The sequence below is a fragment of the Chitinophaga silvatica genome (assembly GCF_003419895.1).
Classification (GTDB): domain Bacteria; phylum Bacteroidota; class Bacteroidia; order Chitinophagales; family Chitinophagaceae; genus Chitinophaga; species Chitinophaga silvatica.
Genome location: NZ_QPMM01000002.1, coordinates 592,328 through 615,378 on the forward strand (window position 1 = coordinate 592,328; position 23,051 = coordinate 615,378).

22 protein-coding genes are annotated in these 23,051 nt (G+C 40.1%); 17 read left to right on the forward strand and 5 right to left on the reverse strand.

The annotated features are described in order from the left end of the window. Positions 1-81 precede the first annotated feature (81 nt). Both DVR12_RS06760 and DVR12_RS06765 read left to right on the forward strand, forming a co-directional pair. Positions 82-723: an ABC transporter ATP-binding protein gene (locus tag DVR12_RS06760; RefSeq protein ID WP_116974879.1), complete on the forward strand. Its 642-nt coding sequence runs from the start codon at positions 82-84 to the stop codon at positions 721-723. A gap of 1 nt (position 724) precedes the next feature. Continuing rightward, positions 725-1,852, forward strand: a complete 1,128-nt coding sequence (locus DVR12_RS06765; RefSeq protein WP_116974880.1) for a hypothetical protein — start codon at positions 725-727, stop codon at positions 1,850-1,852. Positions 1,853-1,854: 2 nt separating this feature from the next. Here the strand turns inward: DVR12_RS06765 and DVR12_RS06770 are convergent, their stop codons facing one another. Beyond that, a complete protein-coding gene (locus DVR12_RS06770) occupies positions 1,855-3,408 on the reverse strand; it encodes a hypothetical protein (protein ID WP_116974881.1) in 1,554 nt (517 codons plus the stop codon). A 155-nt stretch (positions 3,409-3,563) separates the two neighbouring features. On the opposite strand from DVR12_RS06770, the gene leuC reads away from it, so the two are divergent. The 6 genes from leuC (at position 3,564) to DVR12_RS06800 (ending at position 9,487) form a co-directional block, all read left to right on the forward strand. Next, the gene (gene leuC, locus DVR12_RS06775; RefSeq protein WP_116974882.1) at positions 3,564-4,964 is read left to right on the forward strand and encodes a 3-isopropylmalate dehydratase large subunit; all 1,401 of its coding nucleotides are present in this window, start codon (positions 3,564-3,566) and stop codon (positions 4,962-4,964) included. Positions 4,965-4,974: 10 nt separating this feature from the next. Continuing rightward, on the forward strand, positions 4,975-5,724 hold the full coding sequence (locus DVR12_RS06780) for a methyltransferase domain-containing protein (RefSeq protein ID WP_116974883.1): 750 nt from the start codon (positions 4,975-4,977) through the stop codon (positions 5,722-5,724). Positions 5,725-5,738: 14 nt separating this feature from the next. After that, complete coding sequence (gene leuD / locus DVR12_RS06785) at positions 5,739-6,338, forward strand: 3-isopropylmalate dehydratase small subunit (RefSeq protein ID WP_116974884.1); 600 nt, start codon at positions 5,739-5,741, stop codon at positions 6,336-6,338. 19 nt (positions 6,339-6,357) lie between these two features. Further along, positions 6,358-7,437, forward strand: coding sequence for a 3-isopropylmalate dehydrogenase (leuB, locus tag DVR12_RS06790; RefSeq protein ID WP_116974885.1), 1,080 nt, complete (start codon positions 6,358-6,360; stop codon positions 7,435-7,437). Between the two features lie 25 nt (positions 7,438-7,462). Continuing rightward, on the forward strand, positions 7,463-8,968 hold the full coding sequence (locus tag DVR12_RS06795) for a 2-isopropylmalate synthase (RefSeq protein ID WP_116974886.1): 1,506 nt from the start codon (positions 7,463-7,465) through the stop codon (positions 8,966-8,968). A 264-nt stretch (positions 8,969-9,232) separates the two neighbouring features. After that, positions 9,233-9,487, forward strand: coding sequence for a hypothetical protein (locus DVR12_RS06800; RefSeq protein WP_158563218.1), 255 nt, complete (start codon positions 9,233-9,235; stop codon positions 9,485-9,487). On the opposite strand, the gene DVR12_RS06805 is transcribed toward DVR12_RS06800, so the two are convergent. Further along, positions 9,484-10,164, reverse strand: a complete 681-nt coding sequence (locus tag DVR12_RS06805; protein ID WP_116974888.1) for a M15 family metallopeptidase — start codon at positions 10,162-10,164, stop codon at positions 9,484-9,486. The genes DVR12_RS06800 and DVR12_RS06805 overlap by 4 nt on opposite strands. Positions 10,165-10,298: 134 nt before the next feature. Between DVR12_RS06805 and DVR12_RS06810 the strand changes: the two genes are divergently transcribed. The 9 genes from DVR12_RS06810 to DVR12_RS06850 all read left to right on the forward strand — a co-directional run bounded on the left by DVR12_RS06810 (position 10,299) and on the right by DVR12_RS06850 (position 17,960). Beyond that, the gene (locus DVR12_RS06810) at positions 10,299-11,081 is read left to right on the forward strand and encodes an SDR family NAD(P)-dependent oxidoreductase (protein ID WP_233522153.1); all 783 of its coding nucleotides are present in this window, start codon (positions 10,299-10,301) and stop codon (positions 11,079-11,081) included. A 61-nt stretch (positions 11,082-11,142) separates the two neighbouring features. After that, positions 11,143-11,883 (forward strand): hypothetical protein, encoded by a 741-nt coding sequence (locus DVR12_RS06815; RefSeq protein WP_147323423.1) that lies wholly within the window; start codon positions 11,143-11,145, stop codon positions 11,881-11,883. Positions 11,884-11,908: 25 nt separating this feature from the next. Further along, a complete protein-coding gene (locus DVR12_RS06820; RefSeq protein WP_116974890.1) occupies positions 11,909-12,760 on the forward strand; it encodes a fumarylacetoacetate hydrolase family protein in 852 nt (283 codons plus the stop codon). A 5-nt stretch (positions 12,761-12,765) separates the two neighbouring features. Further along, positions 12,766-13,095 (forward strand): L-rhamnose mutarotase, encoded by a 330-nt coding sequence (locus DVR12_RS06825; RefSeq protein WP_116974891.1) that lies wholly within the window; start codon positions 12,766-12,768, stop codon positions 13,093-13,095. 136 nt (positions 13,096-13,231) lie between these two features. Beyond that, the gene (locus DVR12_RS06830) at positions 13,232-14,059 is read left to right on the forward strand and encodes an amidohydrolase family protein (RefSeq protein WP_116974892.1); all 828 of its coding nucleotides are present in this window, start codon (positions 13,232-13,234) and stop codon (positions 14,057-14,059) included. Positions 14,060-14,082: 23 nt separating this feature from the next. Next, the gene (locus tag DVR12_RS06835; protein ID WP_116974893.1) at positions 14,083-14,865 is read left to right on the forward strand and encodes an L-fucose dehydrogenase; all 783 of its coding nucleotides are present in this window, start codon (positions 14,083-14,085) and stop codon (positions 14,863-14,865) included. Between the two features lie 49 nt (positions 14,866-14,914). Beyond that, positions 14,915-16,150 (forward strand): sugar MFS transporter, encoded by a 1,236-nt coding sequence (locus tag DVR12_RS06840; RefSeq protein ID WP_116974894.1) that lies wholly within the window; start codon positions 14,915-14,917, stop codon positions 16,148-16,150. 47 nt (positions 16,151-16,197) lie between these two features. Further along, complete coding sequence (locus DVR12_RS06845) at positions 16,198-16,929, forward strand: MbnP family protein (protein WP_116974895.1); 732 nt, start codon at positions 16,198-16,200, stop codon at positions 16,927-16,929. Continuing rightward, positions 16,926-17,960, forward strand: coding sequence for a cytochrome-c peroxidase (locus DVR12_RS06850; RefSeq protein WP_116974896.1), 1,035 nt, complete (start codon positions 16,926-16,928; stop codon positions 17,958-17,960). Before DVR12_RS06845 ends, DVR12_RS06850 begins: the two co-directional genes overlap by 4 nt. A gap of 247 nt (positions 17,961-18,207) precedes the next feature. Here DVR12_RS06850 and DVR12_RS06855 read toward each other — a convergent pair whose 3' ends face one another. The 3 genes from DVR12_RS06855 to glmS form a co-directional block, all read right to left on the reverse strand. Beyond that, on the reverse strand, positions 18,208-18,783 hold the full coding sequence (locus tag DVR12_RS06855) for a DNA-3-methyladenine glycosylase I (RefSeq protein WP_116974897.1): 576 nt from the start codon (positions 18,781-18,783) through the stop codon (positions 18,208-18,210). Then, a complete protein-coding gene (locus DVR12_RS06860) occupies positions 18,771-20,972 on the reverse strand; it encodes a DUF4954 family protein (protein ID WP_116974898.1) in 2,202 nt (733 codons plus the stop codon). The genes DVR12_RS06855 and DVR12_RS06860 overlap by 13 nt, the downstream gene beginning before the upstream one ends. Before the next feature lie 156 nt (positions 20,973-21,128). After that, entirely contained in the window at positions 21,129-22,964 is a 1,836-nt protein-coding gene (gene glmS, locus DVR12_RS06865) for a glutamine--fructose-6-phosphate transaminase (isomerizing) (RefSeq protein WP_116974899.1), read from the reverse strand. Positions 22,965-23,051: the final 87 nt, after the last annotated feature.

Below are 23,051 nucleotides of genomic sequence, written 5' to 3' on the forward strand. Positions count from 1 at the left end.
ACATCAACATAAAAATCGTCCAAAAAAAATTTGCATATATATGTGCTAATTTTTCATATTTACATTTTTCAAGCACTTTTTATGTCCGATTCGGTTATTACTCTCAGAGATGTTAAGAAAAATTACCAAGGTATCCCCATTCTGGATGTTCCTTCCCTGGAAATACCAGCAGGAATACACTGGCTACAGGGACAAAATGGCGCGGGTAAAACTACCTGCATGAAGGTAATAGCCGGCCTGATTCCCTTTTCGGGTGAAATATTATTGCAGCAACAGGTCAGCAGCAAAAAGGATCCGGTCACATTACGACGTTTAATCAACTATGCGGAAGCTGAACCCCTTTTTCCCTCTTTCCTCACCGGCAGGGATTTGCTTAGCCTATATATCAATACTAAAGGTGGGGATAAAGATTGGATAACCGATATAGTAGATATCCTCGGCATCCAGGGGTATATAGATAACCCGGTTAGCAGCTATTCCAGCGGGATGTTAAAAAAACTATCACTCTTGCTCGCCTTTACCGGTAACCCGGCACTGATCCTGCTCGATGAACCTTTAATTACCATCGATACCGCGGCAGTTGATACTTTATACAACCTCATCCGGGAAAAAAACAATGAAGGAGTATCCTTTATTATTACCTCCCACCAGCCATTCGATGAGCAGAAAATCACTTTAACCGGTAAATTAATCGTTGCCGATAAAACTATTACCCGTAATTGATATGCGAACCACCAGGCAAATATTAAGTAAGATTTTCACTCAACGTTTCTATGTCGAAAACCTTGGTTTCTTTTTAGTATTGTTTTATCTGTTGTTTGGTACCGTCAACGGAGCCAATCTGCTGAATTATCATCTTTCGTTAATTCGCGGCTTTTTAAACAGTACCAGCTTTCTATTGATTATGGTTGGCATCTGGACGGCCTATGCATTGAAATGTACAGCTTTTGTCATGAAAACTTTGCAGTCGCCGGGCTATGATTTCCTTTATACAACTATGGGAAGTATCCCAACCGGGGAAAGAAGACGGCATTGGTTATTTATACAATTTAATATATACCTGCCCGTACTGATCTATGCCGGGATTGCCATATTTATAGCCATTTCTTCTCATAAATGGATGCCGGCTGTTATTATAGGCGCAGTAAATATCATTAATTGCGTGTGGCCCTTGCTGTTATACGAAAAGAAATTGTGGAACCCCGACACTATCTTTTTTATTGGCCATATTCAAAGATGGCTTAATAAGCATTTTACCAAACCTCCGGTCCTGTTCTTTATATATGAATTGCTGATTAATTTCCCATTGCGCATTATTTCTACCAAATTGGCATCAACAGCGATATTATGGCTTACATTCCTTTTGCTGCACAGAAATGAAAGCTTCGATTTACGCGGATTACAGATAGGAGTAATTGTATGTGCGTTATTGCATATGCAACTGATGATTCATCACAGGGCTTTCGACGATACCTACTTAAGTTTCATGGAAAATCTGCCTATCCCGGTATGGCGCCACTATAGCAGAATGGTAGGGGTTTACCTATTATTGTTTCTGCCTGAAATTTTAATGATAATATGTAATGCCTATGCAGATACTTCAATATTGGGTATTGTAACTACTATTGCCATAGGCCTTTCTTTGCTGGTGATATTTCGTAGTTTCCTATACTTCCCTAAGATGAATACTGAGATTCATATCAGATATACCTTATCCATTTCTTTTATAGTATTATTTATGATACTGGCACATTATGAATGGATAGCAATTCTGTTAATGCAGCTGATTGCAGCTATAATATTTTTCGCTAAGTACAGGAAATATGAAGCGTATATAGAATCAACAGAATGATTCTATATACGTTTTTCATGGTTAATGAATTTTCGATGAATAACTTCCTGTACAGGTATTCCGGCGATTTTGCTTTCCAGCCAGGAAATAATATCCAGATATAGGAACGAACGTCTTTCGTACGGATCTTCAGATATTTCCACCAATCGGTCTTTCAGTTCTATAAAGGCATTCCGTAATGCTTTTGGATCTGCATAGATATATCGACGAAGGAATTTCATAATCTCTTCCATCATCAATCCTAAGTCTTTATTTTTTGAAATAAAATGATATACTGATTTGATCAGGTATTCTACCAGACTATAATTTTCCAGCTCATAATGTGCAATCAAATGAAGTATGCGTGCAAAGCATTGTATATCGGCTCTTAGATTACCAATGCGGAGGTTGATGATTTTATTCAGATAAACAATTGCCTTGCTGTTATCACCACTTCCGAAATACAAACAAGCGATCTTGTAGTAGAATACCAATACTCTGTGCTGATCAATTTTGAGGGTATGTTTACTGATTTCTGTTTCGAGTTCCGGCACCATGTTTAGCCCCTGAGTGAACGTACCTTCAAGGAAATACCTGTTTATTTTAGCGGTATACAGATATACAAACGCAGATGTTCTTGTGTTTTCATGGAAGTTATCCTGGTTATCGTGTATATAGGTTTCCAGATCACTAAGTGCTGATTTGAATTTTTCGAAGTTAGAAGTATAGAAATGGGCTGTAAGTAAGTTATGCTGAGCTTTAATATAGAGATCAACATCCGTACGTTGCAGAGATGGATAGGATTTGAACAGATCCACCCACTTCTGGGTATACCGGTAATACATCAGGAAATCCTGCAGAATATAATAATACCAGCTTGATGCCTGATAGATATAGATCTTTTCATAGAAACTCATATCTCCATGTTTTAAAGGAGGGAGCTGACTTTCGAAAAAAGATTTAACCATCTCAGCGTCGCGTTGATTGCGTGCATGACCCAATTTCAGGTAAAGTCCGTACATCCTTAATGAAAGGGTCGACAGGCGGCTGATATTTGTAAGTTGTTGTTCGATCTGCCGCGATTCACAGCTCAATACTTCTGCTCTGTTTTCCAGGCTTCGGGTAATATGACGGGCCTCAATCAATTTCTCAAATTCAACGATTTCCCAGGCCAGCATTACTTCTTCCTGCTCCATAGCCATGGATTTGGCTTTGGCCAGAAGCTTCAGGCTTTGGTTGTATAATCCTTTATTATATAACACCCGGGCATGGTCCATCTGCTCCCGTAATTCTATTACAGGATCCTTTTGCTTATAAAGTTGACGTAAACTGGATAACAGATGTTTGTAGAGATGTGCTTTAACATTTGACAGTTGCTGCTTCTTAATATCAGTTATCTTCTTGAGAATCAACTCTTCATCATACTCTTTCATTTTGTCGAGCGTGTTGAAGAGCTGAATAAACAGTACATCTTCCTTAGTATTATTTTTATTAAACGCAAGCTGAAAATTCCTCTTTTCCGCTTTAGTTAATGTTTTTATTAATACGAATAACGCATCACTTTGACTGTTGGGCATCGTTTATTAAATCTTATAAGCAATTGATAGACAATTAGTTGGTGAATATCGCGGGCTTTTAAAGGTTGTAATTAAAGCAAATTTAACGATATGCCAATTAATTAATGACCATTAGATTTGAAGGTATAAACATTTTTAAAAGGAAGCAATCAAGGATGGGAAAAACGTTATTTGATAAGATTTGGGATAGCCACGTAGTAGTTAAAAAAGCCGGTCACCCTGATGCCGTGTATATTAACACTCACTTTATCCACGAAGTAACCAGCCCACAAGCATTTGATGGATTGCGTAAACGTGGTATTCCGGTATTCAGACCAGGAAAAACCAAAGCAACCGCAGACCACAATGTACCTACTCTACACCAAGACCAACCCATTAAAGAAGCTTTGAGCCGCCATCAGGTGGAAATGTTGACAAAAAACACTTCAGAATTTGGAGTCGATTTATATGGATTAGGCCATCGTTACCAGGGTATCGTGCATGTGATTGGGCCGGAATTGGGTATTACCCTGCCAGGAATGACTATCGTTTGTGGCGATAGCCATACCAGTACTCATGGTGCTTTCGGAGCCGTTGCCTTTGGGATCGGTACCTCCGAAGTGGAACAAGTATTGGCCACACAGTGTATCCTCCAGTATAAGCCTAAAAGGATGAAAATCGAAATAAATGGCCAGCTGGGAAAAGGAGTACTGTCTAAAGACATTATTTTATATATCATTTCCAAAATCTCTGCTTCAGGAGCTACCGGCTATTTCGTTGAATATGCCGGAGATGCCATCAGAAACCTGAGCATGGAAGCTCGTATGACCATTTGTAATATGAGCATTGAAATGGGCGCTCGCGGTGGATTAATCGCCCCGGATGAAACAACTTTCGCTTACCTCAAAGGACGTGAATTTGCCCCTAAAGGAACCGATTGGGATAATGCGTTAGCCTATTGGCAAACATTATATTCAGATGCAGATGCGGATTTCGACAGTGTACTGTCTTTTGATGCTGCTGATATAGAGCCTCAGATTACTTATGGAACCAACCCTGGTATGGGAATTGGCATAACCGGCCATATTCCTGCACTGGAAGAAATAGAAGAGAAGGAAAGACCTTCTTTCCGTAAATCGCTCGACTATATGCATCTCCAGCCAGGTAAACCTTTGCTTGGCCAGAAAGTGGATTATGTATTTATCGGAAGCTGCACCAACTCCAGAATCGAAGACTTAAGACTGGTTGCCGACTTTGTAAAGGGTAAGCAAAAAGCAAGTGATGTGGTAGTATGGATTGTACCAGGTTCCAAGCAGGTAGAAGCCCAGGCTAAAGCCGAAGGAATTGATAAGATCTTTGCAGATGCCGGATTTCAGCTAAGAGAACCCGGATGCTCTGCATGCCTGGCTATGAATGAGGATAAAGTGCCTGCCGATATGTATTGTATTTCTACCTCCAACAGAAACTTCGAAGGCCGCCAGGGCCCTAATGCACGTACATTCCTGGCTAGTCCTTTAACAGCAGCAGCTGCGGCTATCACAGGAAAAGTAACAGATATAAGATCATTTATGCAATAAAACTAAGTATATGGACCAATGGAATGCCGACTTGTATAAGTCAAAACACGCTTTTGTTTTCGAATATGGTAATAGCCTGATCGACTGGTTGCAACCTGCATCCGGTGAAGCTATTCTTGATCTCGGCTGCGGCACAGGAGAACTCACAGCGCAATTGGCACTACAAGGAGCTTCCGTTACCGGCATAGACGCATCTGCAGCCATGATAGAAAGTGCACGCAAACACTTTCCTCAGGTACATTTCGAAGTAGCTGATGCTACCACTTTTTCACTGCCTCAAAAATTTGATGGCATCTTCTCCAATGCTGCTTTGCATTGGGTAAGAGAAAAAGAGAAAGCAATTGAGAGAATGGCACATCACCTGAATCCGGGCAGCAGATTAGTTATTGAAATGGGAGGAAAAGGAAATGTCGACAGTATTGTAATTGGCCTGGAAAGAGCCATGCAACAACGTGGATATACTTATGAGCCGTTCTGGTATTTCCCATCCCCAGCTGCCTATGCCACATTACTGGAGCAAGCCGGATTTACGGTAGATAAGCTGCAGTATTTTAAGCGTCCGTCTAAATTAGTGAATAAAGATACCGGGATCATTGATTGGTTAGAAATGTTTGCAGGCCATTTTTTTGCTAATGTACCTGAAAAAGATGCCAGCGCAATAATGGAACAAGTGCAACACGAAGTAGCACCACAGCTGATCCGCGATGGGGAGTTATATGCCGACTATGTTCGTCTGCGTATTGCCGCCACTAAAATTTAAAGAGAAAGATTTTTATGAGTAAGATATTCAAACATTTAGTTTCTTCTGCAGTACCTGTTCCAATTGAGAATATCGATACAGACCAGATTATTCCTGCCAGATTTCTAAAAGCCACTACCAGAGAAGGGTTTGGACAAAATTTGTTTCGTGACTGGCGTTACGAAGCAGATAATACACCTAAATCGGATTTTGTAATGAACAACCCTCTTTACAAAGGCCGGATTTTGGTTGCCGGTAAAAATTTTGGTTGTGGTTCTTCTCGTGAACATGCTGCATGGGCTATTGCTGATGCAGGATTTAAAGTAGTTGTAAGCAGCTTTTTTGCAGATATATTCCGCAACAACGCCCTGAATAATTTTATTCTGCCAATACAGGTGACCGACGAATTTCTGGATAAGATCTTCAAGGCTATTGAAGCAAATCCGGCAGCCACATTTGAAGTAGATCTGGAAGATCAGTTTATTCATATTATTGGCACAGGATTAAAAGCCAACTTCGATATTAATCAATATAAGAAGACTTGCCTGCTCAACGGATATGATGATATAGACTATTTGTTAAGTCTACGTACCAACATTGAACAATACGAAACAACCAGACCATATAATTTCTAAATAAAGTTTAAAACCATTTATGGGCGTCGAGAAGAAAATACTAGTAATACCAGGTGATGGGATCGGACAAGAAGTTACAGCATGGGGACAAAAAGTGCTGCAGTCGATAGCGGCCAACTACCACCATACTTTTACATTTGAAGAAGGTATCATGGGGCATGTTGCCATTGAAGCCACTGGTAATCCACTGCCTGATGAAACACTTGAAAAAGCCAGGAGATCTGATGCTATTCTCTTTGGTGCTATCGGTCATGCTAAATATGATAACGATCCTACGTTGAAAGTAAGACCAGAACAGGGCTTGCTAAAAATCAGAAAAGAACTGGGATTATATGCAAATCTTCGCCCAATTAAGCTGTTTGACGAATTATTGGAAGCATCCAGCATTAAACCGGAAATTCTGAGAGGAGCCGATATTCTTTTCTTTAGAGAATTAACAGGCGATGTATACTTTGGCGAGAAGATCAGAACCGCAGATCGCAATACTGCTTCAGATCTGATGATTTATCACAGATATGAGATTGAGCGTATTGCCCGCAAAGCCTACGAGGCAGCACGCACCAGACGTAAGAAGCTTTGTTCGGTAGATAAGGCAAATGTTTTGGAAGCAAGCCGGCTTTGGAGAGAAGTAGTGCAGGATGTCGCTAAAGAATATCCTGATGTGGAAACTGAACATATGTTTATCGACAATGCAGCAATGCAGCTGATCAAAGATCCTAAACGATTTGATGTGGTGCTTACCGGAAATCTGTTTGGTGATATTCTTACCGATGAAGCTTCTCAGATAGCTGGTTCTATGGGTATGCTGGCTTCAGCGTCAGTAGGCGACAGTACAGGTTTCTATGAACCAATACATGGTTCTGCACATGATATTGCTGGAAAGGGAATTGCTAATCCACTGGCTTCCATTTTATCTGCAGCACTTTTATTAGATATTTCATTTGGACTGAAAACCGAATCGCAACGTGTAATAAAAGCTGTAGAAGCAACGCTGCGCCAGGGTTACAGAACCATGGATATTGCCAATAAACATACGCCAAATGAATTCGTTATGGGCACCGATGCAATGGGCGCCAAAGTATTAGAAAACCTGAATTAATTATTCGATAAAAATATTTATAGTCATGGATAAAAATCGTGTATACGTCTTTGATACCACTCTTAGAGATGGTGAACAAGTGCCAGGATGCCAGTTGACGACAGTAGAGAAAATTGAAGTCGCAAAAAAATTAGAGGCTCTCGGTGTGGATATCATTGAAGCCGGTTTCCCAATCTCCAGCCCTGGTGATTTCCAAAGTGTTGTGGAGATTTCCAAAGCGGTAAGTGAACCGGTTATCTGTGCGCTAACCCGTGCCAATACTAAAGATATTGATGCTGCCGTAGATGCACTCCGTTTCGCAAAGCGTAAACGTATTCATACCGGTATCGGTTCATCTGATATGCACATCAAATACAAATTCAACAGCACCCGCGAAGATATCCTGGAAAGAGCTGTTGCTGCTGTAAAATATGCCCGTCAGTTTGTCGATGATATTGAATTCTATGCTGAAGATGCCGGCCGTGCAGATAACGAATATCTGGCCCGTATGGTTGAAGCAGTTATTGCTGCCGGTGCTACCACTGTAAACATTCCGGATACCAATGGTTATTGTTTGCCAGACCAATATGGTGCTAAAATTAAATACCTGGTAGATAATGTTTCGAATATAGATAAAGCTATTATTTCTGTTCACTGCCATAACGATCTGGGATTGGCTACGGCTAACTCAATTGCAGGTATTGTAAATGGAGCCAGACAGGTTGAGTGTACCATCAACGGTATTGGTGAAAGAGCAGGAAATACTTCTCTCGAAGAAGTAGCTATGATCCTGAAAACCCATCATAGCCTTGGTTATCATACCAATATCAATTCAAAAGGTATCTACGAAATCAGCAACCTGGTAGAAACAATGATGCATATGCCAGTGCAGCCAAACAAGGCCATTGTTGGTAGAAACGCTTTTGCTCATAGTTCTGGTATTCACCAGGATGGAGTATTGAAACATCGTGAAAACTACGAAATCCTCAATCCGGAAGATGTTGGTATTAGTTCAAATGCCATTATCCTAACAGCAAGAAGTGGTCGTCATGCCTTGAAACATCACTTACAACGTTTAGGTTATAACCTGGAGCGCATCAATCTCGATGAGGTTTACCAACGCTTCCTGGTAATGGCTGACAGCAAAAAAGAAATCAATGATGCTGATCTGCTGGAATTAATGGGCGATGGAGATGCCAAAACCTACGATGATCAGGCTATTAAGGTAACCTTACTGCAGGTGGTATGCGGAGATCCTCTGCGTCCTATGGCCACCATCAAGCTGAGGATTAAAGGAGAAGAGAAGGAGGCAAGTGCTGCAGGTAACGGTCCTGTAAATGCAACTATCAACGCCATTCATGGAATTATCAAAGATGATATTGAACTGGACGAATATAACGTTCAATCTATGAGAGGTGGTAGTGAAGATGTAAGTAAAGTAAATATGCGTGTTAAGTATAACGGCCAGTCTTACTATGGATTTGGAATTTCTACAGATATCGTTAATGCTTCTGTTCACGCCTATGTTGATGCATTGAATAAGATTTACTAGATAATTTTAAATAGTCAAAGAGGCTGTCTCCTGTTCAATAGGATGCAGCCTCTTTTTTATTGATCATATGATACTTTAACCTAAATTAACAGTTGGCTTGTAACTTTTTTATAGAAGTCTCGTTTAAGGAGCATGAGAATATTTTGTTTTCTATCACTTTTAATTTTGCTGGCATCTTGCAAAAAAGATGATAATACCCAGGGCTTAAACTCTAGCTGTATTCAGGTTAAGAACGGAAACATTTATAATGTTAATTATCTGGGTATGATGGATGGAGCCAGATTTGATGTAATCTGTAAATTTCCCGATGGTTGCATGTTTATAAACGGTGTAACTGAAGAACGTAAAGGCCAGGATGTTAATATTACGGTGGTTGTGGGTAATAATGCCTGCGGGCCGTGTGTTGAAACAACTACAACCCAGTCTATCACCTATATTTTTAACCCACCGGCTCCTGGTACCTATTATCTTAAATGGAAAGGTATTGATAATAGAACCGATACAATTAAGATCCGTTAATTGAAGACAATATCCATTAACATATATTTTTTATAGGTAGGCAGATAATAATGCCACCATTCTGTGGAACTGCCTTTGAAACCATGTTTTACCATTGTTGTGCGTAGTAAATCCCTGTTGGCCAGAATTTTGGGGTCCGCTGGTCTGTAATTCTGATGTGCTTTATAGGTAAAATCATCAAAATCTGTTGGCATTGCAACAGGTTGATTTGTTTTCAGATCTACCATACTTAAATCAACCGCCACGCCTCTGTTATGTCCTGATCCCTTGCGTGGGTCGGCGGCGTATAGGTCGTTTGGTACAATCGTGAACATCTTTTCTGTTATTCTGTAGGGGCGATACGCATCGTAAATTAGAAGTCCGTAGCCTTTCTGACGTAATTCGTCCTGCACGGCTTTCAATGCCCTGGCTGCCGGGAGGCGCATATAAATACTGGTATTTGAATATAGGAGTTGATGCGTAAAGTTATTGGTCGTAGCATAGCGAACATCTTTGCGGATACCAGGAATAAATTGTTCAAGGTTTACCAGCAACTGGTTACTATCTGCCTTTACCTGCATCTCATATTGTTCCTTAGTATTAATAACAGCCAGGCCGTATTTATTTACAGGTATTTTCTGTGCCGTTGCTATACCCGTAATCCCAAGGGTAAGTAGCAACAATAAGGTCATTTTCATGTCTTAATAAGGGTAGAAAACTTACAATTTATTGAATTTTGCCAAAATTAGGCAAGAAAGTATAAAATACAGTGAAAATAGAATCTAAAACACCTTATTTTAATAGGTATTTTAGAACCCTTAAATTTTTAATGATGGAATTGTTCAGGTTAGATAACAAAACAGCAGTAATAACTGGTGGAGGAAGCGGGATAGGACAGGCAATAGCCACAACATTCGGGGCACAGGGAGCAGATGTGCATATTATAGAACTAAATGAAGAAGGTGGAAAGTCTACGGCAGAAGCGATTGTTGCGGCAGGAGGTAAAGCAACTGTTCATGGTTGTAATGTGGCAGATCAGGCTGCTGTTATAAGCGTAATGGAGGGGATTACAAAAAAAGCCGGAAGGTTGGATATACTTGTCAACTGTGCCGGAATTGCGCATGTAGGGAGTCTGGAAAATACAACCGAACAGGATATCGACAGAGTGTATCAGGTAAATGTAAAAGGCACTTACAACTGTATGTATGCCGTTATTAATACAATGAAGGCACAAGGTGGAGGAGTAATCCTGAACGTAGCTTCAATAGCTGCCAGTGTAGGGATTCCTGATCGCTTTGCCTATTCTATGAGTAAAGGGGCGGTGCTTACCATGACATTATCCGTAGCAAAGGATTATCTGGGTGCTAATATTCGTTGCAATAGCATTTCTCCGGCACGGGTACACACTCCATTTGTAGATGGTTTTATAGCTAAAAATTATCCTGGACAAGAACAGGAAATATTTGAAAAATTAAGTAAAACACAACCAATAGGCAGGATGGCAAAACCTGTAGAAATAGGTAATCTGGCATTATACCTGTGTTCTGACGAAGCCGGATTCATTACAGGAACAGATTATCCGATCGATGGAGGTTTTATCCGCCTGAATAATTAATGAATAATGTAAGATGGTTTCCACGTATCTTTCGCCATCGTTCATTAATCATTATTAACTCATGCAACAATTTCGATTAGGGATGGCAATTGCCATCACCATACTATCCGCCTGTAACTCTGGAAACCAGGCATCCAAAGGTGCCGATAGCGCAAACGTAGTGCATCCCGCAACACCTGATGGAACTGTTTCAGTAACAATCGGTGACCGCGAGAAAGATACTTCACAGATTACTATCTCGTTTCAGGTAAAAGGCCTGAAAAAGGAGAAAACCTTTGATCAGGTTATTTTAAAAGATGTTTCAGATACCGACTTATTTAAAGTACTTTGGGACCAACCGAATAGTGTTTATGTTGCAGTGCTGAAACCTAGCCATAATGCCAGATATTATCACGGTTCTATCAGTGATGGAGAAGCAAAAATATTTGTGGCTGCAACACCGCCAAAAAGAATCTGGATGTATATGGAAGATTCTTTAGGCCTGGGCAAATTATCAGGTGCAAAAGGCCTGGTAGCCTCATATCGTAAAGATATACAGTCGGGAAAAATATTGGGTCAGTTTATTGCAGAAGTAAGACCAATTGATTCAGTGAAGAATGTTGAACTCTATGTGGAGTTCGGAGGAGTAACTAAAAAAATGAACATTACCCTGCCATTGGATACTAAAGCAATGATACAGCCAACAAAAGACGATAGTCACGTTTATTTCTCTTTTGTAAAAGGTGAACAGGTAGACCCAATAATTGATTTGTATGTGGAGAATGGAAGACTGCAGGTAAAAACATTAAAGGAAATCAACTAAAATTAACAAATAAAAAAGTAGTGAAATGAAACTGATCAGGTTTGGATTACCGGGAGAAGAGAAACCGGGTGTAGTAACTGGTGCTGGCATGTTTGATGTAAGTGCATTCGGTGAAGACTTTGGAGAACGTTTTTTTGAAACAGACGGTATTAATCGCCTGACTGCCTGGTTTGCCGCTAATGCTGGCCAATGCCCGAAAGTTGCTGAAGGTACCCGTTTGGGCTCACCAATTCAACGACCTTCAAAAATTATTTGCATTGGTTTGAATTACGCAGATCATGCTCGTGAAACAGGAGCAGCTATTCCTGCTGAACCAATCGTATTCTTCAAAAGTACTTCCGCATTGGTAGGACCGAATGATGATCTGGTTATTCCGCGTAACAGTGAGAAAACAGATTGGGAAGTGGAACTGGCTGTTGTAATTGGTAAAAAAGCCAGCTACATAGAACAAAAAGATGCGCTGGATTATGTTGCAGGTTACTGCCTTCATAACGATTACAGCGAAAGAGCTTTTCAAATCGAAAGAGGTGGTCAGTGGGTTAAAGGAAAGAGCTGTGATACCTTTGCTCCATTAGGCCCATGGTTAGCTACTAAAGATGAAATTGCAGACGTAGATAATCTTCGTTTATGGCTTACCGTTAATGGTAAAACTATGCAGGATGGAAATACTTCCAACTTCATTTTCAATGTTCCTTATGTAGTTGCCTATTTAAGTCAGTTTATGACACTGCTCCCGGGAGATGTAATCTCTACTGGTACACCAGCTGGAGTAGGCTTAGGAATGAATCCACAGGTTTACCTGAAACCAGGAGACGTAATTGAATTGGGAATCGACGGTTTAGGTACTTCAAAACAAACAGCAGTAGCCTATAAATAAGCTATATGAAAAGATATTGTCTGGCTCTGGATCTGGTTGATGATCCTCAAATGATCAGCGAATACGAAGCACATCATAAAACTGTTTCAGCTGAAATCAAAAAAAGCATCACCGACAGTGGCATTACTGTGATGGACATTTATAGGGCAGGTAACCGTCTGTTTATGATTATGGAAGTAGACGATACTTTTTCTTTTGAACGCAAGGATGCTATGGATGCAGCAAATCCTGCCGTACAGGTATGGGAGCAGTTGATGTGGAAATATCAACAAGCCCTCCCTGTTGCCAAAGCAGGTGAAAAATGGATCATCATGGACCAAATCTTTGCTTTATAGTTTCACGCAAAGGCGCGTAAGAAGCAAAGAAGCAACGTTTTTTGAATATTATTGATAAACTTAAAAATCAATTACAATCAATCTTTGCGCCTTTGCTTCTTATGCTGCTCTGCGTGAAATTTCTAATACTCATGTTATGATAATCGATTCTCATCAACACTTCTGGCAATATGATCCAATACGCGATGCATGGATAGATGAAACTATGCACCGTATACGCCGCGACTTTATGCCTGAAGATCTTGCACCTGTTTATGCTGCCAATGGTATAGATGGTTGTGTGGCTGTGCAGGTAGATCAAACACCTGCCGACACCACTTTTCTGCTTAATCTGGCAGCACAGCACGATTTTATCAAAGGAGTTGTAGGATGGGTAGATTTACGTGCAGATGATATTTCAGCGCAGCTGGAACAATATACTAAGTTTCCTAAGCTAAAAGGTTTTAGGCATATAGTACAGGGAGAACCGGATAACCGCTTTCTCTTAGGAAATGATTTTTGCAGAGGAATCAGTGCATTATCTGATTTCAATTTCACCTACGATATTCTTGTTTATCCCAAACAGCTTCCGGCTGTTGAAGAATTTGTATTGAAATTCCCTGATCAACGTTTGATTATTGATCATCTGGCGAAGCCGGAAATTAAACGCCAGGAATTCAGTACCTGGGCAGCTCATATGAAAAAGATTGCCCAATCACCAAATGTATATTGTAAAGTAAGCGGGATGGTAACCGAAGCTGATTGGGAAAGATGGAAGCCTGCTGATTTCAGACCTTACCTCGAAACGGTTTTGGAAGCATTCGGACCGCAAAGACTCGTATATGGTTCAGATTGGCCTGTATGTCTGGTAGCCGCTGCTTATAATGAACAGAAGAAATTAATCAACGATTTCATTAGCACCCTTGCTGCTAATGAGCAGGCCAACATAATGGGAGGTAATGCCATTACCTTCTATCAACTCTAAAAATTATTATTCAACATAGTATTATGGATTTAGGATTACAGGGAAAAGTGTTTATTGTTACCGGAGGCGCTAAAGGTATTGGTGAAGCCATTTCAAAATTAATCGCAGCAGAAGGCGGTAGTGTAGTTATAGCCGGTAGGAGCGAAACCGACAACAATAAAGCTGTAGATGCAATTATTGCAAGTGGTGGTAAAGCAACAGCAGTAACAGCCGAATTAGGCAACGTTGACGCTTGTCGCAACGTGATTACTGCTACGATTGCCAAATATGGAAAGATAGATGGATTGGTAAATAATGCAGGCGCCAATGATGGTGTAGGTTTGGAAAATGGTTCTCCTGAAAAATTCATGCAATCGCTCCAGCTTAATTTAAGTCACTATTATAATCTTGCACACTTCGCATTACCTTATCTTAAAGCTACTAAAGGTAATATTGTGAATATTGGTTCAAAAGTAGCCACCACCGGCCAGGGTAATACCAGTGGTTATGCTGCCTCCAAAGGCGCTATTAATGCACTGACCCGCGAATGGGCTGTGGAATTACTGCCGGCAGGTGTACGCGTAAATACAGTAATCCCTGCTGAAGTATGGACGCCACTTTATGAAACCTGGATTAATTCCTTACCTAATCCAACCGAAAAATTAGCTTCTATTACAGCAAAAATTCCATTCGAAAGAAGAATGACCACATCAGAAGAAATTGCCAATACAACCGTATTTCTTCTGTCTGAACGTTCTTCCCATACTACAGGTCAAATCCTGTATGTAGATGGAGGATATACGCATCTCGACAGATCAATCAGTTAATACATCAGCCAACAATTTACTATCTTTTAAATCTTTTAAATTCTTCGTTATGGCAGGAGGCGCAGTAGGTAATTCTTCCTACACTACTACAAATACTGAGGCTAAATCCAACAAGTTTCTTTTTCCATTTATTCTGGTTACCAGCTTGTTTTTCTTATGGGGACTGGCTTATGGGTTATTGGATGTGTTGAACAAGCATTTTCAGGAGGTATTAAATATTACAGCCAAACGTTCAACATTATTGCAGGGAGCTTATTTTGGAGCTTACTTTTTAATGGCCCTTCCTGCCGGTATGTTCATGAAACGATTTGGATATAAAAGTGGTATTATTCTGGGGCTATTTTTATATGCGGCCGGTGCATTCATGTTTTATCCTTCTGCCGGCGCACAGAGTTTCAATTTCTTTCTGGCTTCCCTGTTTGTATTAGCATGTGGACTAGCCTGTCTGGAAACTGCTGCAAATCCTTATGTTACGGTATTGGGATCACCAGCTACAGCAACACAAAGACTTAACCTTTCCCAATGTTTTAATGGACTGGGATCTTTCTTAGGTCCTATTATTGGTCATAGCTTGTTTTTTGGAAGTACATCCAGGGATCTGACATCTGTTCAGCTAACCTATATCGTAATTGGTTGTGTGGTATTGTTGATTGCTGCATTCTTCTACAGAACTCCTTTACCGGAGATTATAAAAACTGAAGAAGAGTCAGATGTTTTATCAGAAGATAATCGACCTCTTTCCGAACGTAAGCATTTTGTATGGAGTGTATTTGCACAGTTTTTCTATGTTGCTGCTCAGGTTGGAGTTGGTGCATTATTCATCAATTATGCAACTGCTTATTGGAATGGACTGGAATCTAAGAATGCATCCCTGATGTTATCATTAGCATTAGGACTTTTCACAGTGGGCCGTTTTGTTGGTACAGCATTAATGAGAAAGATTGCACCTAATAAATTGTTATCAATTTATGCTGTCATTAGTATTGCCTTGTGTCTGATAGTTATGACAGGAGCAGGACCGGTAGCTGTTTGTGCATTAATTGCTATTTTCTTCTTTATGTCTATTATGTTCCCTACAATTTTTGCCTTAGGGATCAGAGGATTAGGTAAACATACAGAAAGAGCATCTTCCTTCCAGATCATGTCTATCGTTGGCGGAGCCAGCGTACCATACCTGATGGGAATTGTAGTTGAGTGGCAGTCTGTAGCCATTTCTTATGGTATCCCTGCCATTTGCTTCTTTATAGTTTTCCTGTTTGGATGGAAAGGATATAAAGCGAATTAATATAGCCGAATTCCATTTAATCCGCAAAATCATTGTAACTTCCTTACATGATTTTGCGGATTTTTCTTTCTCTGATCATTGTTGTCGGCATTGTAACATCGGTAAAAGGACAGTCTTCGTTCTTCAGAATGTCAATTACGCATATGGTTGGAAATGATACCATGCAACGGGAAACGAATTATTATACTCCGACTGGTGAACCTTTTACCATTAGTCGTTTCCGTTACTTCCTCAGCAACTTTGCACTACTAACTGCAGATGATAAATATATTTCTTTGGCACCTACCTATTTTTTGATAGATGAATCGAAGCCTGCAAGTAAAATTATTGAGCTACCTGATATTCCATCAGGAAAATATAAAGGAGTCAGGTTTTTACTGGGAGTAGATAGTATCAAAAATGTGAGCGGGCCACAATCCGGTGCCCTGGCAGTAGAATCTGGTATGTTTTGGTCCTGGAACAGTGGTTATATTATGGCCCAGGTAGAAGGCCATTCACCCTTAATTCAATCTCCCACCCGGGAATTCGTGTTTCATGTAGGCGGATATAAAGTAAAAGATCAGATTCTCAAATATATTAGTTTAACATTTCCGGAGAATTTAGAACTATCGGGTAAGCAAAATGTTACGCTACAAATGACGGCCGATCTGAATAAATGGTTTCTGCCAGATACCATCAGATTTCAACAACAACCGGTAATTATGGCACCATCTTACCAGGCGAAGCGAATAGCGGCAAACTATCAGCATATGTTTCAAATTATTGGTATTCAAAAATGAAATATAAAGCAACCTATATAGTTGCAGGTTTCTGCCTGTTGATAGTATTGGTACAAGGAGCAATTGTACAGCAAAAACCTATGCCGGTTCAATTGATTTTTCCAGCGCATTTTCCTCCTCCGGTTTATGATTTTAAACACAATCCGCTTACCAGGCAGGGTATAGCCCTGGGTAGGTTTATGTTTTATGATTTCAGATTATCAAAAGACAGTACTGTTTCCTGTGGTTTTTGTCATCAGCAGTTTGCAGCTTTCGGGCATTTCGATCATGCGTTGGCACATGGGGTAGCAGGAGGGCAGGGGATAAGATCGGTTCCAACCTTGTTTAATCTGATCTGGCAGAAAGAGTTTATGTGGGATGGAGGAGTTAATCATCTTGATATCCAGCCACTTACTCCACTTACCGATAGAAACGAAATGGCATCTGATTTACCTGATTTATTGACCAAAATGCGCTCTGATACACAATATCGAAGAATGTTTAAGGAAGCATATGGGTCAGATAGTATTACCAGCGAAAGAATGTTTAAGGCATTCAGTCAGTTTGTTGCTACTATGATTTCGGCCAATGCTAAGTATGATAGTGTAATGCTGCATAAAGCCGATTTTACGGCCGAAGAAGCGGCTGGGTATAAGATATATCAGAAGAAGTGTGCAGCCTGCCATAAAGAGCCTCTTTTTACTGATTTCAGCTATCGTAGTAATGGGTTACCATACCTGGAAGCCCTGAATGATGTAGGCAGAATGAAAATAACGGGTAGTACGGATGATAATTTGCGATTTAAGGTACCTTCTTTACGGAATGTATTAAAGAGTGCCCCTTATATGCATGACGGTCGTTTCTTTGATATTTTCCAGGTATTTGATTTCTATGATCATGGAATAAAGGTTACTGCAACAACCGATCCGTTGGTAAAAGATGGTTTATCCTTAAACGCCCAGGAAAAAAGACAACTATATTTTTTCCTGAATACACTGACTGATGATTCTTTTATTAAAAATGAAGGGTTATCTGAGATTCTGATTAATTAAAGATCTTCAATTCCTAGTTCTTTAAAAAGGCTATATGTCTTAAGTTGGAGTTCCGAATTTCAATAAATAGATTTATTCCCGACTTATATTTAAAAAGTGTGTTTTGGGAGTTATACTATAACTGAAATAAAATAGAGAATCTATTAAAAGTAAATTTTGCCTGATTTTACTCAGGTGCCTGGTGATGAGAATTCTTATTACCTAATTCTCACAGCCTTCGCGTTACAGTTAATAGATCCTCTATAAATTATTTTTCTTTTACTTTCCAGCAATTGGCTACATGGTCATCAACCATTCCTGTGGCCTGCATAAATGCATAGCAGATAGTGGTACCAATAAACTTGAACCCACGCTTTTTCAGATCTTTACTCATTGTATCTGAAATAGGGGTACTTGCAGGCACATCACTCATTTTGGCCGGATGATTGATAATCGGTTTATGATTTACAAACGACCAGATATATTTATCGAATGTTCCAAATTCCTTTTGAACTGCAAGAAATGCTTTCGCATTGGTAATAGCTGCATTGATCTTTAACCGGTTTCTGATAATACCAGCATCCTGCATTAAAGCTTCTACCTTACTTTCATCGTATTGAGCTATTTTTTTTGCATCCCAGTTATTGAATGCTTTCCGATAATTCTCACGTTTTGTAAGTACGGTATACCAGCTTAAACCTGCTTGCATTCCTTCCAGGCATAACATTTCAAACAAATGTCTATCATCATGGTTTGGTTGGCCCCATTCATGATCGTGATAGTTCTGATATAGTTCGTCTTTATTTGACCAGCCACATCTCTCTTTTTGTTTTACAGTTCCCATTCCTGGATAGTTTTTTGAATGTTATTTTTATATTCTTCCAGCTCTGTAGCGGTTTGATTGATAAAGCTATTGTCTTCCAGTTTGCCTATCACTGCATCCATTTCTTTAGTGCTTTGATAGGTCATTTGTCTGAACGGATTTATATAATCTTTCTCTCTGGAACGCTTAATTTGTGCAGTAAGCCATTCCATTGTATTGATGGATTCAGTAAGCCAGGCGGATAGTAGCTCTGGGCTTAAATTTTTGATTGCTACGTCTTTAATTTCCATCATTGAAGCAACAGCATGCTGTAATTTCTCTGCTGCATATTCTTCTCCGATTTCAACATATTGATCATGTAATTGATTCCAGCTACTGATTCTGTTTTTCTTAATTTTCGATTTCAGCTGTTCTACTGTTTCAGATTTCATTAGCTGTCCACCTACATTTTGCCAGTTGCTTCGTTTGGCATTCTTAACGGCAGCTTGTAATGCCAGGAAAGATGGTTTATTGGCGGCCAGAATATTTCTGATTCCATAAAATACAATTAATTCCCTGAAAAGAGGATATGCTTTATGCACCTTTAACAATTGTACTTCTCTGGAGCTGTTTTCAAAGCCTTTAACAAGTATGGTTAATTTAGCTACTTCTTCAGGATTATTCAGCAATAGTTCTTTTCCTTTTTTGCGTATATCCTTTTCCGTTAATGCTTTTTTAGAAGCATTTTCTGCTAAAGCATACCAGGCGTTTCCTGTTGCCAGTTCCATGATGGATAAGGCGTTAAACATTTCCTCCACAGAATCCGGAGCGAGGTAGTCGTATTCGATTTGTTGGGTTTTATCGATACGTTTATCACGATCTACATATTTCCAGGAATTTCTGGCAATAGCATACATATTGTACAGGAACCAGTAACCTGGCATTACTTTCAGTCTGTTGTCGTGTTCATCATTAACCACAAGGCTGAAAGGAATGGGAATATTGAGTTCCGACATATAATTTCCTTTAGAAATTAATGTAAAGGAAGCGAAGTTGGAATTATGTTTAAGGCTTACGCATAGTCCGGGCCAGAAACCCCGTCCGGCAATCACTTCACCATCTGCGCCTCTTGAATTATGGTTAGATCCGATAGTAGCACCGGCCGCCATATTACTTTGTCCCATGATTAATGCAGCACAAAGGAAAGAGTTGTTGTGATGTTGTTCGTGAGCTGGAAAGATAAGTGAGTTAAGTACTTCACAGCAGGAGATGGTGGCATTACTTCCCAGATAGGAGTTGATTAGCCTGGCGCCATATTTCAGCTGTGAGTGGGAGGCCATGATAAAACGAACGGCTTTTACCCCATAGAATACTCTGCAGCCATAGCCAATAATCCCATTCACCAGTTCACAACCTTCTCCGATTTGTGAAGAGGCTTCCATACTACTGTTGATGGTGAGATTTTTCAGCTTATTAGCTCCTTTCAGATAGGCATCTGAGCCAATGGTCACATCTTTGATGATCTTACAGTTTTTGATTACGCATCGGTCACCTACCATTCCGTAGTACCCTCGTTTTTTATCAAACTGTTTTTCTGTGAATGACTTGAATTGTTGTTGAAGTTGTTCATCATCCCGGTTGCGGGTCCAGAGATAGGCATCTCCGGGTAGCATACCATCAAATGGCATTACTCTGCGGCCACCGTTTTCGTTACACAATTCCAGCCAGATGCGGCCATTTTCTGATTCAGCCTCTTTAACGATACCGTTACCGAATTTGGCATAGTCGGTTGTTGCCATCTCATTTACATTGGCGATGATCACTTCATTGCCAAGTATATAGTGGGAGAGGTAGTTTACATTATGCACCACCACATTATCGCCAAAATCGCAGGCGCAGATAGTGCTGTTATATAATCCAACCGGTAGTCTGAGATTATGGAATTCGAGGTAATAAGGTTCCAATTTTCCAATTCGTACCATGCCGTAGAAGTGGCAGTGCTGTACTAATTGGGGGTTAAATTCCTCTGAAACAAAGATAGTATTCCAATCGTCAGAAGTATTATCGTTGCGGACCAATGCTTCAACTTCATATGCTGTTAGTTTTCTGTATTGGTCTTTTCTGCTCCATTGTTCGTTGCGTAGATAATATTCATCTTTTCCTTTTGGTAAAGGTGTTTCGATAAAGTTATATCCCAGCGCAGATAATGGCTTCTTTTGAATTTTATTCATGAGGATACGTCAATTTAACGATGTTTCTCGCAAAGCAGCAAAGCTTTTAAAAGAAACATAAGGATTAGTAATTGGTTTAATTACTAATCCTTTTTTCTATATAAATAATCTTATGACTCTTCAAAGAACTTACATTCTTTGCGAGTAACCAGTTTATTATTCTACCGTAACTGATTTTGCCAGGTTGCGTGGTTTATCCACATCAAGCCCTTTCAGTACGCCGATATGATAAGCGAGTAATTGTAGTGGAATGACAGAAATGATAGGGGCAACCAATTCGTCGGCTGCAGGAACAACGATTACATCATCGGCCATTGGAGGAATGGTAGTATCACCTTCAGTAACAACGGCAATAACCTTTCCTTTACGTGCTTTAATTTCCTGGATATTGGAAACAATCTTTTCGTAGTAGCTGTCTTTTGTGGCAACAATTACGACAGGTAAACTTTCGTCTACAAGTGCAATCGGACCATGTTTCATTTCTGCGGCCGGGTAGCCTTCAGCGTGGATATATGAGATCTCTTTTAATTTAAGTGCGCCTTCCAGTGCAACCGGGAAGTTGTATCCGCGGCCTAAATAGAGGAAATCGCGTGCATCTTTATATTTATCTGCTATTTGTTTGACCTGGTCATCCAGTTTTAAGGCTGTAGCAACTTTATCAGGAATTTGATCCAGTTCGTCGAGCAAATGCTGGAACCGTTGTGAGCTGATGGTACCTTTGTCTGCTGCGAGTTTCAGACCCATGAGGCAAAGCACAGCCAATTGAGCGGTAAAGGCTTTGGTACTGGCTACACCAATTTCAGGGCCGGCATGTGTATATGCTCCGGCATGCGACATTCTGGCGATAGACGATCCAACTACGTTACATACGCCCAAAATAATTGCTCCTTTCTCTTTTGCACTTTCCAAAGCAACCAATGTATCGGCAGTTTCTCCTGATTGGGAGATGGCAATGATTACATCCCCTACACCAATTACAGGGTTACGATAACGGAATTCAGATGCATATTCCACTTCCACAGGAATACGGCATAATTCTTCAATCATATATTCAGCCACCAGACCGGCATGCCAGCTGGTACCACAGGCAACAATTACAATTCGTTTTGCATTGATAAGTGCTTCTGCATATTCGCGCATTCCGCCCATCGTAAGTGTACCATGTTTGGCATCCAACCTACCACGTAAACTATCAAATATAGTCTGCGGTTGTTCGAATATTTCTTTCAGCATGAAGTGATCATATCCACCTTTTTCAATGGCTGCAAGCTCCAGGTCCAGCTTCTGCACATATGGAGTTTGTCTTTCATTGGAGATATTTTTCAGGATCAGTTCATCTGCCTTAATTATTGCAATTTCATAATCATTGACATACACTACCTCCTTGGTATATTCAATGATAGGAGAGGCGTCTGAGGCCAGGAAATGTTCTCCTTTTCCTACTCCAATAACCAGAGGACTACCTTTACGGGCAGCAATCAGGGTATCCGGATTTTCCTCATCTATCAAAACAATAACATATGCACCAACAACTCTCTTCAAGGCAATTCTCAACGCTTCTTCAAGTGAACATTGGTTTTGTTTCTTAATCTCTTCAATGAAATGTAATAATACCTCGGTATCAGTATCGCTGGTGAAAACATGCCCTTTCTTCTCCAGTTCCTGTTTGAGCTGCACATAGTTTTCAATGATACCATTATGGATCATTGCTAATTTGCCATCTCCGGATTTGTGAGGGTGAGCATTTCTATCACTTGGTTCTCCGTGGGTGGCCCAGCGGGTATGTCCGATAGCGATATGGCTTCGCATGTCCTTTCCTGCAACATAATCTTCCAGCGCTGCTACCTTATCTTTACGTTTGTAAACTTGTAATCCATTATTGATAATGGCTACACCTGCGCTGTCATATCCTCTGTATTCCAGTCTTTTTAATCCTTTTAATACTACCGGGTAGGCTTCTCTTTGCCCGATATAAGCTACTATTCCACACATACGATTTTTGGGTTTGTGCTAAGGTTTATCATTGCAATATCGCATTTAATTTGTTAATATTCCATCAGTAAAATGTGAATATTGTAT